Here is a 16,174-nt window from a genome sequence, read left to right on the forward strand (position 1 = left end):
CGTCAGGCCGTCTCGACGACGAGGCGCTCGACGGCGCTGATGGCCTCCGGGATGGCGGCCGGGTTCTGGCCGCCGCCCTGGGCCACGTCCGGCTTGCCGCCGCCGCCACCACCGAGGGTCTTGGCGGCCGTACGGACCAGGTCGCCGGCCTTCAGACCGCGCTCGCGGGCCGCCTCGTTGGTGGCGATCACGGTCAGCGGGCGGTCGTTCGCCGTGGTGAAGAGGGCCACGACGGCCGGGCGGTCGCCCTGGATGCGGCCGCGGACGTCGAGGACGAGCCTGCGCAGGTCGTCGGCGCCGGTGCCGTCCGGGACGGTGCCGACGACGAGGGCGACCCCGCGGATGTCCTGGGCGCCCGCGGCGAGGCCCGCGGCGGCCTGGAGGACCTTCTCCGCGCGGAACTTCTCGATCTCCTTCTCGGCGTCCTTCAGCTTGCCGAGCATGGCGGCGATCTTCTCCGGCAGCTCCTCCGGACGGCCCTTGACCAGCTCCTGGAGCTGGGCGACGACCGTGTGCTCCTTGGCGAGGAAGTTGTACGCGTCCACGCCCACCAGGGCCTCGACGCGGCGCACGCCGGAGCCGATGGAGGACTCGCCGAGCAGCTTCACCAGGCCCAGCTGGGCGGTGTTGCCGACGTGCGTGCCGCCGCACAGCTCCTTGGAGAAGTCGCCGATGGTGACGACGCGCACGCGCTCGCCGTACTTCTCGCCGAACTCGGCGATGGCGCCCTGTTTCTTCGCCTCGTCGATGCTCATGATCTCGGCGGTGACGTCGAGCTCCCGGGAGAGGACGTCGTTGATCTTCTGCTCGACGTCGGTGAGGACCGTGCCGGGGACGGCGTTCGGGGAGCCGAAGTCGAAGCGGAAGCGGCCGGGCGAGTTCTCGGAACCGGCCTGGGCGGCCGTGGGGCCGAGGGCGTCGCGCAGCGCCTGGTGGGTCAGGTGCGTGGCCGAGTGGGCGCGGGCGATGGCCCGGCGGCGGTGGATGTCGATGGCGGCGTACGCGGGGGCGCCCACCGTCACCTCGCCGACCTGCACGGAGCCCTTGTGGACGGAGACGCCCGGCACGGGCTGCTGTACGTCGCGGACGACGATGACGGCGCCGGAGTCGAGCCTGATGCGGCCCTGGTCGGCGAGCTGGCCGCCGCCCTCGGCGTAGAAGGGGGTGCGGTCGAGGACGACCTCGACCTCGTCGCCCTCGGAGGCGGCGGGCGCGGAGACGCCGTTGACCAGCAGGCCGACGATGGTGGACTCGCCCTGGGTGGTGGCGTAGCCGGTGAACTCGGTGGCTCCGGAGCCGTCGGCGATCTCCCGGTACGCGGACATGTCCGCGTGGCCGGTCTTCTTGGCCTTGGCGTCGGCCTTGGCGCGGTCGCGCTGCTCCTGCATCAGGCGGCGGAAGCCGGGCTCGTCCACGGAGAGGCCCTGTTCGCCGGCCATCTCCAGGGTGAGGTCGATCGGGAAGCCCCAGGTGTCGTGGAGCAGGAACGCCTTGTCGCCGGAGAGGACCGTGCCGCCGGTGGCCTTGGTCTCGCTCACGGCGGTGTCGAGGATGTTCGTGCCGCCCTTGATGGCCTTGAGGAAGGCGGCTTCCTCGGCGAGCGCGACGGTCTCGATGCGCCCCCGGTCGGTGACGAGCTCCGGGTACTGCTGCCCCATCGTGTCGATCACGACGCCGACGAGCTCCTGCACGACCGGGCCGGTGGCGCCCATGAGGCGCATGTTGCGGATGGCGCGGCGCATGATGCGGCGCAGCACGTAGCCGCGGCCCTCGTTGCCGGGGGTGACGCCGTCGCCGATGAGCATGGCGGAGGTGCGGATGTGGTCGGCGACCACGCGCAGCGAGACGTCGGTGCCCTGGGCGGCGCCGTACCGGACGCCGGTCAGCTCGGTGGCCTTGTCCATGACCACGCGCAGGGTGTCGGTCTCGTACATGTTCTGCACGCCCTGCAGGATCATCGCGAGGCGTTCGAGGCCGAGGCCGGTGTCGATGTTCTTCGAGGGCAGGTCCCCGAGGATCGGGAAGTCCTCCTTGCCGTCGCCGGCGCCCCGCTCGTACTGCATGAAGACCAGGTTCCAGATCTCCACGTAGCGCTCGTCGTTGACGGCGGGACCGCCCTCGACGCCGAAGTCCGGACCGCGGTCGTAGTTGATCTCGGAGCACGGGCCGCAGGGACCGGGGACGCCCATGGACCAGAAGTTGTCCTTCTTGCCCAGGCGCTGGATGCGCTCGGCCGGGACGCCGACCACGTCGCGCCAGATCTGCTCGGCCTCGTCGTCGTCGAGGTACACGGTGATCCAGAGCTTCTCGGGCTCCAGGCCGTAGCCGCCGTCCGCCACGGAGCTGGTGAGCAGCTCCCAGGCGTACTTGATGGCGCCTTCCTTGAAGTAGTCCCCGAAGGAGAAGTTGCCGCACATCTGGAAGAACGTGCCGTGGCGGGTGGTCTTGCCCACCTCTTCGATGTCCGGGGTGCGGACGCACTTCTGCACGCTGGTCAGCGTCGGGGCCGGCGGCTTGACCTCGCCCAGGAAGTAGGGCTTGAACGGCACCATGCCCGCGGGCACCAGCAGCAGAGTCGGGTCGTCCGCGATGAGCGACGCCGAAGGGACAACGGCGTGACCGCGCTCCTCGAAGAAGCTCAGCCAGCGGCGGCGGATTTCAGCCGACTCCATCAGTGGTCCTCATTCCGGTTGTACGTAACCGCCGAGTGGTTCGGGCGGCGGGTGGTCTGGTCGTTCTGGTGGTGCTCGATCGCCTGGAGCCGGCGCGGACCGGGGAGGGCCGTCACGTTGTCCGGGCGGTCGGGGTCCTGGGTCAGCCCCAGTGCGTCGTTCAGCTCGTCCTCGCGCTGCGTCATTCCCGCCTTGACGTCGAGGGCGAAGTCCTTGAGGCGGTGCCCCGCCTCCACCGCCCTGTCGGCGGCCTGGGCGGCGAGGCTCTCCGGCGTCAGCTGCTTCAGCCGGCGGTTGACCTTGGTGGTGGCCCACACGCCGGCGGCGGCGCCTGCGGTGAACCAGAAGGCTCGGCGGAACATAGGCGGTCTCAGCCCTTCTGCTTCCGGCGCCGGGCGCCCGGCACGGTACGGCCGACGATCACGGTACGGCTGCCGCCGTCACCGCGCGTCCGCCGGGATGTCTTCTGCGGTGCGTCGTCGGTCCTGCCCAGGGCCCTGCGGACCCCGTAACCGAAGGCCGCGATCTTGACCAGCGGGCCGCCGAAGGTGGAGGCCACGGTGGAGGACAGGGCGGAGGCGTTGGAGGTGACCTCCTGGACGTCGCTCGCGATGGCGTCGACCCGGTCGAGCTGGGTGCGCGCGGAGCGGACGGTGTTGGAGGCGTCCGCGAGCAGCGGAACGGCCTGCTCGGTCACATCGGCGACGAGCTTGGTCGTCGCCTTGAGCACCTGGGCGAGCCTCACCAGCACCACGGCGAGGAAGGAGACCAGGATGGCCCAGAAGACGGCCACGAGGATCCCGGCCACCTCACCACCGGACACGTTGCACCGCTCCCTGAATCTGCGAACCTACGGAGAAAAGTCGTCCTCCGACCCTATCGCGCCGGAGATCCGCCGCAGTACCGGAATCCGGGGCCCGGCGCCACCGCCTTGTACGGAGCGCGTCCGGAGCAGTACCCTCCGTGTCCCATGCGACAGAGACCCCCTCGGCGAGGGCCGTCCGGCAATCTTCCCTCGGAGCTGAGCGCGCTCGTCGGGCGGGGTGGCGAACTCGCCGGGCTGGACCGGCTCCTGGAGTCCTCCCGGCTGGTGACCGTGACCGGGGTGGGCGGCGTGGGCACGTCCCGGCTGGTCCTGGCGGCCGCCCGGGCCGCCGCCGCGGGGACGCAGGAACGCTACTCCGACGGCGTGTGGCTGGCCGGGCTGTCGTCCGTACGCGATCCCGCGCTGCTGGAGCTCACCCTGGCCGAGGCGCTCGGGCTGACCGACCACACCACCCGCCCGCCCCGGGCCGTCCTGGCCGGCCACCTCGCCGGGCGGCGGCTGCTGCTGGTCCTGGACGGCTTCGAGCAGCTGGTGGAGGAGACGGCGGAGCTGGTGCGGGAGCTGCTGCTGGGCTCCCCCGGCCTGCGGGTGCTCGCCGCGGGCCGCCGCCCGCTCGGCGTGGACGGGGAGTCGGTCCTCCCGCTGGCCCCGCTGGACCCGCCGCGGGCGCTGGAGCTGCTGACCGCGCGGGCCGCGGCCGCCGACCCGGCCTTCGCGGTGACGGAGGCGAACCGGCCCGCGCTGACGGAGCTGTGCGCGCGGCTCGACGGGATCCCGCTGGCCCTGGAACTGGCGGCCGGCCGGCTGCGGGCGCTGTCGCCGGAGCAGGTGCTGGCCCGGCTGGAGGACCGCTTCGCCCTGCTGACGGGCGGGACGCGCGGGGCGCTGCCCCGCCACCGGGCGCTGCGGACGGCGATCGGCTGGAGCCACGAACTGTGCACCGCCGGGGAGCGGCTGCTGTGGGCCCGGCTGTCGGTGTTCGCCGGACGTTTCGACCTGGAGGCCGCCGAGTACGTGTGCGCGGGCCCGGACCTCCCGGTGGACCGGGTGGCCGACCTGGTCGGGGAACTGCTGGCGCAGTCGCTGCTGACCCGCGAGGACACCCCGGCCGGGGTGCGCTACCGGATGCTGGAGACCGTACGGGTCTACGGCGCGGGCTGGCTGGAGTCGCTGGGGGACGCCGCCCGGCTGCGGCGGCGGCACCGGGACTGGTACGTGGGGCTGGCCACCTGGTGCGAGCTGGACTGGTTCAGCCCCCGGCAGGCCGAGGTGGCCGCGCTGGTGGAGGCGGAGCTCGCCAATCTGCGGCTCGCGCTGGAGTGCTGCCTGGACGAGCCGGAGGAGCCGCACCTGGGCCAGTACCTGGCGGGCACGCTGTGGTTCTACTGGGCGGGCTGCGGCCGGCTGACCGAGGGGCGGCACTGGCTGGAGCGGACCCTGGAGTGCGGTGCGGTGGAGGAGGAGTACGAGGGTTCGCGGCTGAAGGCGCTGTGGGTGCTCGGCTACGTCGCCGTGCTCCAGGGGGACTCGGTGGCCTCCATGGGCGCGCTGCACGAGTGCCGGGACGGCGCCGAGCGGACCGGGAACCGGGTGGCGGCCGCGTACGCGGTGCACCGGATGGGCTGTCTGGCACTGGTCTCGGACGACATGGTCCGGGCCGGGGAGCTGCTGGGAACCGCGCTGGAGCGGTACCGGGAGACGGGCGAGCTCAACAGCAACGTGCTCATGTGCCAGGTGGAGCTGGCGATGGCGCTGGCCTTCCAGGGGAACCTGGCGGGGGCGGTCACGCTGTGCGAGGAGGTCCGGGAGGTCTGCGAGGAGCGCGGGGAGCGCTGGACGAAGGCGTACGCGCTCTACGTCCTGGCGTACGCGGCGCTGGACGACGGGGACACGGCCGGTGCGCGGCGGCTGCTGACCGAGTGCGTGGCCGTCAACCACACGTTCCGCGACCTGGTCGGGCTGGTGCTGGCGGTGGAGCTGCTGGCCCTGGTCACGGTCGCCGAGGGCGCGGCGGCGGAGGCGGCGGTGCTGCAGGGCGCGGCGGAGCCGATGTGGGAGGGGGTGGGCCTGCGCCTGTTCGGGTCGGGCTACTTCAACGCGCCCCGGCTGATGTGCCGGGAGCGGGCGGGCGAGCTGCTGGGCGCGGAGCGGTACGCGGCGTACGCCGCCGAGGGCCGGCAGCTGACGCCGGCGGCGCTGGTGCTGCGCACGGAGGCGGGCGGCGCGCGGCGCGCGGGAACGCGGAAGCCCGCCGCCCCCCGGAGGGGACGGCGGGCCGGGACCAGCCTGTGAGGGCTACGGCCGCTGGATCAGCGGGCGTAGTACTCGACGACGAGCTGCTCGTCGCAGATGACCGGGATTTCCTTGCGGTTCGGGTCGCGGTCCAGGCGGAAGGCCAGGGCCTTCAGGTTGACCTGCAGGTAGCGCGGGGTCTCGCCCTCGCCTGCGTAGCCACCCTCACGGGCAACCTGGAACGGAACCTTCTCGCGGCTGCGCTCGCGCACGGTGATGACGTCGTCCGGGCGGACACGGAACGACGGCTTGTCGACCTTGCCACCGTTGACCTCGATGTGGCCGTGAACGACCATCTGGCGGGCCTGGTAGATGGTCCGGGCGATGCCCGAACGCAGCACCAGGGCGTCGAGGCGACGCTCGAGCTCGACGACCAGCGCCTCGCCCGTCTTGCCTTCGGCCTTCTTGGCGCGGTCGTACGCGCGGGCCATCTGACGCTCAGAGATGTCGTACTGAGCGCGCAGACGCTGCTTCTCCAGCAGACGAACCTTGTAGTCCGAGTTCTGCTTGCGGCCACGGCCGTGCTCGCCCGGCGGGTAGGGGCGGGCCTCGAAGTACTTGACGGCCTTCGGGGTCAGCGCAATGCCGAGGGCACGCGACTTCTTGACCTTGGGTCGCTTCTGGTTCACGTGGAACCTACCTCCATGTAAGTTAGGTGAGGCTTACCTTAGCGAGGAGGACGTAATGTCTCGACCACATGGGATCCCCCTGCCCAGTGCGCACCGAAGTTCGGGTTCCAACGAAACGGAATCCGCTTTCGACGACGATAGGCAAGGTCAGCCGCGTCCCAGGGAAGGCGTTCGGCAGCTCACCGGAGCCGAACGCGTACGAACCCTCGTAGAGTCCAACGCCTCAGTATCCCTCACCCTGCCGGGTGCTCGTGACACGCACGAGCCCGACGAGCTCGGGAAAGGGGCGCCGGTCACACGGACCGTCACCCCGGACGGGGACGTGATTCTCCTTGTCTCCGGGGAATCCGCGGCTGCCAGGGCAGCCGCTCACGCCCAGGACGACGACCTCACCGCCGTGATCGAGATCACGGATGTGGCGCCGGTGTCCGTTCCCCATCGTATACGGGGCCGCGCCTGGCTCGCCGGGTGGCTGACGCCGGTGCGCGGAGCCGACCGGGCCGTGTGCGCCGCGCTGCTCGCCGAGCGGCGGCCGGTGGGCGAGCTGCTGGGGATGTCCGAGGCCCCCGAGCCGCACGGCGACGGCCCCCGGTCGGTCCGCCCCGCCTGGATGATGCTCCGCCTGGAGGTCGGGGAGATCTCGGTGGACGACCTCTGGGGCGCCGAGCGCGTGGACCCCGAGGAGCTGGCCGGCGCCGAGCCGGACCCGATGGCCGCGCACGAGGCGGAGCTGCTCCAGCACCTGCACGCCGCCCACGCGGAGCGGGTCGCCGACCTGTGCGGCCTGCTGGGCCCCCGGGCCGGCGAAGGGCTCAGCGCCGCCCCCCTCGCCCTGGACCGGCTCGGCCTGCGGGTGCGCTTCACCGCCGCCGACCGTTGCTCCTTCGACGCCCGCTTCGACTTCCCGGAGCCGGTGGCGGACATCTGCGGCCTGCGCCGGGCGATGCACCACCTCTTCGCGGCCGCCGCTCACTGAGGGCAGGCGGCCAGCAGCTCCTGGAGCGCCGTCTTCTCCGGCGGGGTCACCGAGAGGCCGTACTTGGCCTTGATGCCGGTGTACCGGCGGCCGTACTCGCACCAGTACGCCCGTCGCGGCGGCCGCCACTTGTCGGCGGTCCTGCTGCCCTTGTCGTGGTTCGTCTGCTTGTCCACGGCGAGCAGGACGTCCAGGTCGTTGGCGTACTCCAGCCTGCGCGGCGCGGTCCACGCGTACGCGCCGCCCCGCCAGGCGGCGCCGAGCGCGACCACGTGGTCCGTCTGGATCTGCGAGGCGCGCCGGTAGGTGTAGGGGAGCTCCTTTCCGGTGTACGGGTCGTGCAGCACCCCGGACACCACCACGCAGGGGTTGCGGTCCCCCTCGCGCAGCTCGCTCAGGTCCCGGCGCAGCACGTCGTCCCGGGTGTCGCAGCCGTTGCGGCCGCCGACGCCGTCGGTCTCGTCCGACCAGTACCGGCCGAACTCCTCCCTCTTGTACGTCTGCCAGTTCTTGCCCCACTCGACCTTCAGCCCCGCCAGCCGCTTCCGCGCGGTGGCCGCGTCCGGCGGGAACCCGGGGGACGCGAGCGGCACCTTGCCCACGAGGGCCGCGGCACTGGCCCGGGCCTCTCGCGGGTCTTCGTGGTGACATCCGCCGGCCAGCAGTGCTGCGGCGACGGCGGCGATGAGCGGGGTCCGGCGTCCCATGCCGGGAGCGTAGGCCCCCGCGGGGCGCGGCGGGTCAGGACCCGCCGCGCAGCCGTTCGCGGACCTTCTCGACCACGTCCGCGTAGCGTGCTTCCGCGCCGTAGCGGGTCGGCTCGTAGTACCGCTTGCCGTGGATCTCGTCCGGCGCGTACTGCTGCGCGGCGATGGCGCCCGGCACGTCGTGCGGGTAGACGTACCCCACCGCGTGCCCCAGCTTGGCCGCCCCCTTGTAGTGCCCGTCCCGCAGGTGCGCCGGCACGCTCCCCGCGAGTCCGGCCCGTACGTCGGCCAGCGCGGCCCCGATCGCGGTCGTCGCGGTGTTCGACTTCGGGGCCAGGGCCAGCGCGATGGTCACGTGCGACAGGGTCAGGGCGGCCTCCGGGAAGCCGATCATCGCCACCGCCTGGGCGGCGGCCACCGCCAGCGGCAGCGCCGTCGGGTCCGCCAGGCCGATGTCCTCGCTCGCGGAGATCATCAGGCGCCGCGCGATGAACCGGGGGTCCTCCCCCGCCTCGATCATCCGGGCCAGGTAGTGCAGCGCCGCATCCACGTCCGAACCGCGGATCGACTTGATCAGCGCGCTCGCCACGTCGTAGTGCTGGTCGCCGTCCCGGTCGTACTTGACCGCCGCCCGGTCGACCGCCTCCTCCACCGTCCGGAGGCTGATCTCCTCCTCGCCCTGGGCGATCGCCGACCCGGCCCCGGCCTCCAGCGCGGTCAGCGCGCGGCGCGCGTCGCCGCCCGCGATCCGCAGCAGGTGCGCCTCGGCGTCGGCCGGCAGGGACACCGCCCCGCCCAGGCCCCGCTCCTCGGCGAGCGCGCGGTGCATCAGGGCGCTGAGGTCCTCGTCCGTCAGCGGCTCCAGCGTCAGCAGCAGGGAGCGCGACAGCAGCGGGGAGATGATCGAGAAGTACGGGTTCTCCGTGGTCGCCGCGATCAGGGTGACCCAGCGGTTCTCCACGGCCGGCAGCAGGGAGTCCTGCTGCGCCTTGCTGAAGCGGTGGATCTCGTCGAGGAAGAGGACGGTCTCCTTGCCGTACCCTCCGGCGGCGCGCCGGGCGCCCTCGATGACGGCGCGGACCTCCTTGACGCCCGCCGTGATCGCCGACAGCTCGACGAAGCGCTTCTGCGTCGCCTGGCTGACCACGTAGGCCAGGGTGGTCTTGCCGATGCCGGGCGGTCCCCACAGGATCACCGACGAGGCTCCGGCCGGACCTCCGGCGCCCTCCCCGACCAGCCGGCGCAGCGGCGAGCCCGGCTTCAGCAGGTGCTGCTGGCCGACCACCTCGTCCAGGGTGCGCGGGCGCATCCGGACGGCGAGCGGTGAGGCCGAGGGGTCCTTCTCGCGGCGGTCCTCGGCGGCGGCGGTGAAGAGGTCTGGTTCCACACCGGAAGCCTATGCGAGGCCACCGACACTCCGGGCCGGGCGGCTCAGGAGGTCCAGAAGTCCCACCAGCGGGTCAGGATCAGCATCCCGATGATCCCGACGTGCAGGACGGGCAGCACCCAGGTGAACTCGGCGAAGAAGCTCCGCAGCCAGCCGGGCGCGGGCAGCAGGCCCTCGCGGACGTTGTGCGAGGTCACGTACCAGAACATGACGATCGTGGCGACCCAGGCCAGGCAGCACCACAGGCACAGCGAGTTGATGTTGTACAGCGACTGGTACGTCAGCCACGCGCAGAACCCGACGCCGAAGAGGGCGCCGGCGTTCAGGGTCAGCCAGTACCAGCCGCGGAACCGGGCCCCGGCCAGGATGCTCATCCCGACGCAGATCACGATCCCGTAGGCGACCAGGCCCATCATCGGGTTGGGGAACCCGAAGGCGGACGCCTGGTCGCTCTTCATGATGTTGCCGCAGGAGACGATCGGGTTCAGGCTGCAGCCCGGGGTGAAGTTCGGGTCCTCCAGCAGCTTGAACTTGTCGATGGTGATCACCCACGCGGCCAGCAGTCCCGCGGCCCCCGTGATCACGAGCAGCAGGGCCAGCGCCCTGCTGCCGCCGAAGGTCCGCGGAGCGGCGTCCGCACCGGCACTGGTTGTCGTCATACCCGCCCGCTCCACATCTGCAAGGTCATCGAAGCACCGGCCATTGTGCCGTACGGGCCTGTGCGCACACCGTTCGCTACGGATAAGGACGGCCGCGGGAACGCCGGAGGGCGGGGCGGGGGAACGACTCCCCCGCCCCGCCCTCCGGACGGCCGCGGCTCAGCCCAGGCGGGCCCGGATCTCCGCCACCAGGTCGGCCAGGGCGACCGGGCCCTGCTCACCGGCCTCCATGTCCTTCAGCTGGACGACGCCCTCGGCGAGGTCGCGCTCGCCGGCCACCACGGCGAACCGGGCGCCCGAGCGGTTGGCGTCCTTCATGGCGCCCTTGAGTCCCTTTCCACCGAACGCGAAGTCGGCCGCGACCCCGGCCCGGCGCAGCTCGGTGACCTTCGCGAACAGCACCCGGCGGGCCTCCTCGCCCAGCGGCACCGCGAACACGGAGGTGGCGGCGGGGATGTCGAGGGTCACGCCCTCGGCCTCCAGCGCGAGGACCGTGCGGTCCACGCCGAGCGCCCAGCCGACCGACGGCAGCGCCGGTCCGCCGATCATCTCGGAGAGGCCGTCGTAGCGGCCGCCGCCGCCGACCGCGGACTGCGAGCCCAGGCCGTCGTGCACGAACTCGAAGGTGGTGCGGGTGTAGTAGTCGAGCCCGCGCACCAGCTTCTCGTCGTCCTCGAAGGCGACCCCGGCGGCCGTGACGAGCGCCCGGACCTCCTCGTGGTACGCCTTGCAGGCGTCGCACAGGTAGTCGCGCAGCATCGGGGCGCCGGCCAACTGCTTCTGGACGTCCTCGCGCTTGTCGTCGAGGACGCGCAGCGGGTTGATCTCGGCCCGGCGGACGGTCTCGGCGTCCAGGTCCAGTCCGCGCAGGAAGGCCTGGAGGGCCTCCCGGTACACCGGACGGCACTCCTTGTCGCCGAGCGAGTTCAGCAGGATCCGGAAGTTGCGCAGGCCCAGCGTGCGGTACGCCTGGTCGGCCAGGATGATCAGCTCGGCGTCCAGCGCCGGGTCCTCGGCCCCGATGGCCTCGGCCCCGACCTGGGAGAAGTGGCGGTAACGCCCCTTCTGCGCCCGCTCGTAGCGGTAGTACGAGCCGGAGTACCAGAGCTTGACGGGCAGCAGGCCGGCCTTGTGCAGGTTGCCCTGGAGCGCGGCGCGCAGCACGGAGGCGGTGCCCTCGGGGCGCAGCGCGAGCTGGTCGCCGCCCTTGGTGGTGAGGGTGTACATCTCCTTGCTGACGATGTCGGTCGACTCGCCGACGCCGCGCGAGAAGAGCTCCACGTTCTCGAAGCCGGGGGTCTCGACGTACCCGTAGCCGGAGTTCTTCAGCGGGCCGGAGATCGCCTCGCGCACCGCCAGGAAGGTGGCGGACCGGGGCGGCAGCAGGTCGTACGTGCCCTTGGGGGCCTGGAAGGTACTCACGAAACTCTCGTCACATTCCTCGTCGTGGGGCGGCGGTCGGGTCCGCTCCCAGGCCGGCGGCGACTTCCCGCAGGTACGGGTTGGTCGCGCGTTCGCGGCCGATGGTGGTCTGGGAACCGTGGCCGGACAGCACCACCGTCGAGTCGTCCAGGGGCAGGCACACGCGGGCCAGCGACTGGAGCATCTCGGCGTGGGAGCCGCCGGGCAGGTCGGTGCGTCCGATGGAGCCGGCGAACAGCAGGTCGCCCGAGAAGAAGACCGGCGGGACGTCGCCCGCCCCGGGCATCCGGAAGGCCACCGACCCCTTGGTATGACCGGGCGCGTGCGCCACCGAGAACTCCATCCCGGCCAGCTTCAGGACGCCGCCGTCGGTCAGCTCGCGGACGTCGTCCGGCTCGCCCACGGTCAGCTCCCCCATCAGCGGCATCCCGATGGAACGGCCCAGGGCCTTCTCCGGGTCGCTCATCATGAAGCGGTCCTCGGGGTGGATCCAGGCCGGTACGTCGTGCGCTCCGCAGACCGGGACGACGGAGGCGACGTGGTCGATGTGGCCGTGGGTGAGGACGACCGCGACGGGCTTGAGCCGATGCTTCTTCAGCGTCTCCTCGACACCCTGGGCGGCCTGGTGGCCGGGGTCGATGATCACGCACTCCTCACCGGCGGCGGGGGCGACCAGGTAGCAGTTGGTCCCCCAGGCCCCGGCGGGGAATCCGGCAATCAGCACGTTCGTCCCTCAATCGTCGTCCGGTGGGCGGCAGCGGATCGGAATCTGCTGCTCAGAGCCTACCGGCGCCCCTCATTACACAGCGAACCCATATACGGTACGGCCTAACCGAGCCCGGACAGCGGTACCAGAGACGCACAAGGAGACGACCCGGTGGTCACGAGCGATCAGCGTCGGCGACAGCTCGCCAGGGAGAAGTACGAGCGCCAGCAGCAGCGGCGGGCCGAGGCCCGCCGCAAGTCCCGGCAGCGCTGGGCGGTGGGCGGGGCGGCCGCGGCCGTGGTCGTCGCCACCCTGGTCGGCCTGGTCGTGGGAGGCGTCTTCGACGGCAAGGACACCAAGGACGCGGCGTCCGAGCCCTCGGCGTCCGCGTCGGCGCCCGAGCCGCAGAAGTCGCCGTCGCCGCCGATGACGATCGACGACAAGGCGAAGTACACCTTCGGCCTCAAGACCAGCGCGGGCGACGTGACGTTCGAGATGGACGCGGCGAAGACCCCGCAGACGGTCAACTCGTTCAAGACGCTCGCCGACAAGGGCTTCTTCGACAACACCAAGTGCCACCGCCTGGTCACCTCCGGGATCTTCGTCCTGCAGTGCGGCGACCCGCAGGGCACCGGTTCGGGCGGTCCCGGCTACACCATCCCCGACGAGAACCTGGACGCGCTGGGCAAGCCGAACGAGCAGGGCCAGGTGATCTACCCGGCCGGCACGGTGGCGATGGCGAACACGGGGCAGCCGGGCACCGGCGGCAGCCAGTTCTTCCTGGTCTACAAGGACAGCCCGCTGGCCCCGACCTACACCCCGTTCGGCAAGATCGACGCGGCCGGGCTGAAGGTCCTGGAGGACGTGGCCAAGGCCGGGACCGCCGACGGCGCCCCGGACGGCGCCCCGAAGACGGCCGTGGTCGTCCAGAAGGGCACCGTCACCAAGAACTGACCGGGCGCGGCGCCCCGGGCCCGGCCGGCCCGCGTCCCGTACGCCGATATTGCGTCGTGCGGGATGCGGACAGCCGGCCCGGCGGTCGCCTATGTTGGCGTTGTGCAGGGCGGGCGCTGCCCGCCCCAGGAAACTGTGGACGATGCCCGGGGGGAGAACCCCCTCACGGGCATCAGGTGGAGGAGGCGCTGTGAGCAGCGACCCGTGGGGCCGAGTCGACGAGACCGGCACCGTGTACGTGCGTACTTCCGAGGGCGAGCAGGTCGTCGGTTCGTGGCAGGCGGGCACCCCCGAGGAGGCCCTGGCCTACTTCGAGCGCAAGTACGAGGGCATGGTGGTCGAGATCGGCCTCCTCGAACGGCGGGTGCGGACCACCGATCTGTCCGCCAAGGACGCCCAGACGGCCATCGAGCACCTGCGCACGCAGGTGGACGAGCACCACGCGGTGGGCGACCTGGCGGCGCTGCGCGTGCGGCTCGACAAGCTGGTGTCGACCGTGGACTCGCGGCGCGAGGAGCGCAAGGTCCAGAAGGCCAAGCAGACGGACGAGGCCCGTGCGGCCAAGGACGAGCTGGTGGCCGAGGCCGAGCAGCTGGCGCAGAGCGACCAGTGGCGCAGCGCCGGCGAGCGGCTGCGGGCCCTGGTGGACATCTGGAAGGGCCTGCCCCGGCTGGACCGCAAGTCGGACGACGAACTGTGGCACCGCTTCTCGCACGCCCGTTCCGCGTTCTCCAAGCGCCGCAAGGCGCACTTCGCCGCGCTGGACGCCCAGCGCGAGGACGCCCGCAAGGCCAAGGAGAAGCTGGTCGCCGAGGCCGAGTCGCTGTCGAAGTCGACCGACTGGGGTCCGACGGCCGCCCGCTACCGCGAGCTGATGGACAGCTGGAAGGCCGCGGGACGCGCGCAGCGCGAGTCCGAGGACGACCTGTGGAACCGTTTCCGCGGTGCGCAGGACGTCTTCTTCGCGGCCCGCGGCGAGGTCTTCGCCGAGCGGGACGCGGAGCAGGTCGAGAACCTGAAGCTGAAGGAGGAGCTGGCCGTCGAGGCGGAGAAGCTCGTCCCGGTGCGGGACCTGAAGGCGGCGCGCGCCGGCTTCCGTTCCCTCAACGAGCGCTGGGAGGCCATCGGTCACGTACCGCGGGACGCCCGTCCCAAGGTCGAGGGCCGGATGCACGCCGTGGAGCGGGCCATCCAGGAGGCCGAGGAGGGCGAGTGGCGCCGGACGAACCCGGAGGCGCGGGCCCGTGCGGCCGGTCTGACGGGTCAGCTCCAGGCGGCCGTCGACAAGCTGCGCGGGCAGGTCGACGCCGCGCGCGCCGCGGGCAACAACGCGAAGGCCGACAAGCTGGCGCGGGAACTGGAGGGCCGCCAGGCCCTGCTCGACCAGGCGCTGAAGGGCCTGGAGGAGTTCGGCGGCTGACCGCCCCCGACACCTCGGACGGGCACCGCCGGATCGCTCCGGCGGTGCCCGTCCGCCGTATGTGCGTCCCATTCGTTACGTGGTTTCAACACAGGGTGCGCGCTGGTAGCACCCGACACCTGTGTACCGTTGTACGGTGCCGCTTCGGCGGCCTTCTGCCGGGCGACGACCAGGATTGAATGTGACGCATACCCAGATACGCGCTGATGTCCCAGATTCACTGCTCGTTGCCGAGCCGCTGGCCGGCAAGAAGGACTCCGGACTCCGTGGTGCCGGACGGCGCGTACTCTCCAACCTCCAGCGTGCGCGGAAGGCGCTCCTGATCCACATCGGGCTGCGCATGACCGGTCTCGTCGTCATGGCGGTGTGGGCCGAGCGCAAGGGTGTGCAGCCGCTGGAGATCCTGGGCGGCCGCTGGGACGCCGTCTACTACCTGCACATCGCCGAGAACGGTCTGACGACCCCGCTGGCCACTCCGTCCCCGTGCGCGTTCGCGGGGCCGAGCTGCCAGATGGCGTTCTTCCCCGTCTACCCGATGATGATCCGCTGGACCTCGTACGTCACGCACCTGCCCATGAACTGGGTGGCGATGGGCCTGGCCCTGTTCGCCTCGGTCATCGCGGCATGGGGCATCTTCGCGGTCACGGACAAGATCTACGGCCGCCGCGTCGCGCTCTTCACCTGCGCCCTGTTCGCGATCGTGCCGGCCGCGCTCGTCCAGTCGATGGCGTACACCGAGCCGCTGTTCCTCGCCCTGTCGGTGTGGGCGATGTACGCGGTGATGACCAAGTCCTGGCTCACGGCGGGCGTACTGGCGTTCTTCGCCGGCGCGACCCGGCCCTCCGGTTCGGCGATCGTGGCCGCCGTCGTCCTGGCGGGGGTCTGGGAGTACGTCCAGTGGCGCCGCGGGCGCCGCTCGCAGCGGCCGGCCGTGGGCCGGATCGTCACGGCCTCGCTGATCGCCCCGCTGGGGTGGTTCGGGTACGTGGGCTACGTCGGCTGGCACTTCGGGCGCTGGGACGGCTACTTCGAGCTCCAGCGCCGCTGGGGTTCGGTCTACGACGGCGGCTTCGACACGGTCAACGAGCTGAAGAAGACCTTCACCGAGGTGCACACCACCCTCAACCACGTGGTGGTCTCGCTGACCGTCGTGGTGGCCGTGGTGCTGTTCGTCCTCATGACGCGCAGACGCCGGCCCCCGATGGTCGTGTGGATCTTCGCCGCCATGATCATGCTGATGGCGCTGGGCGGCGCGGGCTTCTACTTCTCGAAGATGCGCTTCATCATGCCCGCGTTCCCGCTGCTGTTCCCCTTCGCGCTGGCCCTCGCCAGGGCCCGCCGGAGCACGGTGATGTGGATCATCGGGTCGGCCACGGTCGTCTCCGCCCTCTTCGGCGGCAACCTCAACTTCGTCTGGTGGGGCTGCCCCTGATCCGGCCCGGCCGCCGGCCCCGCACCACGTGACGACGGGCGCCACCCCGATGGGGTGGCGCCCGTCCGTCGTACGGTCCGCGTTGCCGCGCC

General features: G+C 71.8%; 14 protein-coding genes. 5 read left to right on the forward strand and 9 right to left on the reverse strand.

The window, feature by feature from the left end; all coding sequences use genetic code 11:
• Positions 1-2 precede the first annotated feature (2 nt).
• The 3 genes from alaS to ACGFXC_RS18685 are packed head-to-tail and all read right to left on the reverse strand — an operon-like array spanning position 3 to position 3,495.
• Positions 3-2,672 carry an alanine--tRNA ligase gene (gene alaS, locus ACGFXC_RS18675; protein ID WP_393714058.1) on the reverse strand — a complete coding sequence of 890 codons (2,670 nt, stop codon included), beginning with the start codon at positions 2,670-2,672 and terminating at the stop codon, positions 3-5.
• Positions 2,672-3,034: a DUF6167 family protein gene (locus ACGFXC_RS18680; protein ID WP_393714060.1), complete on the reverse strand. Its 363-nt coding sequence runs from the start codon at positions 3,032-3,034 to the stop codon at positions 2,672-2,674. The genes alaS and ACGFXC_RS18680 overlap by 1 nt, the downstream gene beginning before the upstream one ends.
• An 8-nt stretch (positions 3,035-3,042) precedes the next feature.
• Positions 3,043-3,495, reverse strand: a complete 453-nt coding sequence (locus ACGFXC_RS18685; RefSeq protein WP_393714062.1) for a DUF948 domain-containing protein — start codon at positions 3,493-3,495, stop codon at positions 3,043-3,045.
• A 147-nt stretch (positions 3,496-3,642) separates the two neighbouring features.
• Between ACGFXC_RS18685 and ACGFXC_RS18690 the strand changes: the two genes are divergently transcribed.
• On the forward strand, positions 3,643-5,790 hold the full coding sequence (locus ACGFXC_RS18690; RefSeq protein ID WP_393714064.1) for an ATP-binding protein: 2,148 nt from the start codon (positions 3,643-3,645) through the stop codon (positions 5,788-5,790).
• A gap of 17 nt (positions 5,791-5,807) precedes the next feature.
• On the opposite strand, the gene rpsD is transcribed toward ACGFXC_RS18690, so the two are convergent.
• Positions 5,808-6,419 (reverse strand): 30S ribosomal protein S4, encoded by a 612-nt coding sequence (rpsD, locus tag ACGFXC_RS18695; RefSeq protein ID WP_030294564.1) that lies wholly within the window; start codon positions 6,417-6,419, stop codon positions 5,808-5,810.
• Positions 6,420-6,474: 55 nt separating this feature from the next.
• Here rpsD and ACGFXC_RS18700 point away from each other — a divergent pair, with 55 nt between their 5' ends.
• Entirely contained in the window at positions 6,475-7,395 is a 921-nt protein-coding gene (locus tag ACGFXC_RS18700; RefSeq protein WP_393714066.1) for a DUF2470 domain-containing protein, read from the forward strand.
• Here ACGFXC_RS18700 and ACGFXC_RS18705 read toward each other — a convergent pair.
• From ACGFXC_RS18705 to ACGFXC_RS18725, 5 genes are all read right to left on the reverse strand, one after another.
• Positions 7,389-8,102 (reverse strand): HNH endonuclease family protein, encoded by a 714-nt coding sequence (locus ACGFXC_RS18705; protein ID WP_393714068.1) that lies wholly within the window; start codon positions 8,100-8,102, stop codon positions 7,389-7,391. The genes ACGFXC_RS18700 and ACGFXC_RS18705 overlap by 7 nt on opposite strands.
• 34 nt (positions 8,103-8,136) lie before the next feature.
• Positions 8,137-9,489 carry a replication-associated recombination protein A gene (locus ACGFXC_RS18710; RefSeq protein WP_393714070.1) on the reverse strand — a complete coding sequence of 451 codons (1,353 nt, stop codon included), beginning with the start codon at positions 9,487-9,489 and terminating at the stop codon, positions 8,137-8,139.
• 44 nt (positions 9,490-9,533) lie between these two features.
• Entirely contained in the window at positions 9,534-10,148 is a 615-nt protein-coding gene (locus ACGFXC_RS18715; protein WP_393714072.1) for a vitamin K epoxide reductase family protein, read from the reverse strand.
• A gap of 159 nt (positions 10,149-10,307) precedes the next feature.
• Entirely contained in the window at positions 10,308-11,570 is a 1,263-nt protein-coding gene (gene hisS, locus ACGFXC_RS18720) for a histidine--tRNA ligase (RefSeq protein ID WP_393714074.1), read from the reverse strand.
• A gap of 10 nt (positions 11,571-11,580) precedes the next feature.
• Positions 11,581-12,294 carry an MBL fold metallo-hydrolase gene (locus ACGFXC_RS18725; RefSeq protein ID WP_393714076.1) on the reverse strand — a complete coding sequence of 238 codons (714 nt, stop codon included), beginning with the start codon at positions 12,292-12,294 and terminating at the stop codon, positions 11,581-11,583.
• A gap of 153 nt (positions 12,295-12,447) precedes the next feature.
• Here ACGFXC_RS18725 and ACGFXC_RS18730 point away from each other — a divergent pair, with 153 nt between their 5' ends.
• The 3 genes from ACGFXC_RS18730 to ACGFXC_RS18740 all read left to right on the forward strand — a co-directional run bounded on the left by ACGFXC_RS18730 (position 12,448) and on the right by ACGFXC_RS18740 (position 16,082).
• Positions 12,448-13,230 (forward strand): peptidylprolyl isomerase, encoded by a 783-nt coding sequence (locus ACGFXC_RS18730; RefSeq protein ID WP_393714078.1) that lies wholly within the window; start codon positions 12,448-12,450, stop codon positions 13,228-13,230.
• Between the two features lie 190 nt (positions 13,231-13,420).
• Positions 13,421-14,650 carry a DUF349 domain-containing protein gene (locus tag ACGFXC_RS18735; protein WP_393714079.1) on the forward strand — a complete coding sequence of 410 codons (1,230 nt, stop codon included), beginning with the start codon at positions 13,421-13,423 and terminating at the stop codon, positions 14,648-14,650.
• 181 nt (positions 14,651-14,831) lie between these two features.
• Complete coding sequence (locus tag ACGFXC_RS18740) at positions 14,832-16,082, forward strand: hypothetical protein (RefSeq protein WP_393714081.1); 1,251 nt, start codon at positions 14,832-14,834, stop codon at positions 16,080-16,082.
• Positions 16,083-16,174: the final 92 nt, after the last annotated feature.

The sequence above is a fragment of the Streptomyces sp. NPDC048507 genome, from assembly GCF_043199995.1.
Lineage (GTDB): Bacteria > Actinomycetota > Actinomycetes > Streptomycetales > Streptomycetaceae > Streptomyces.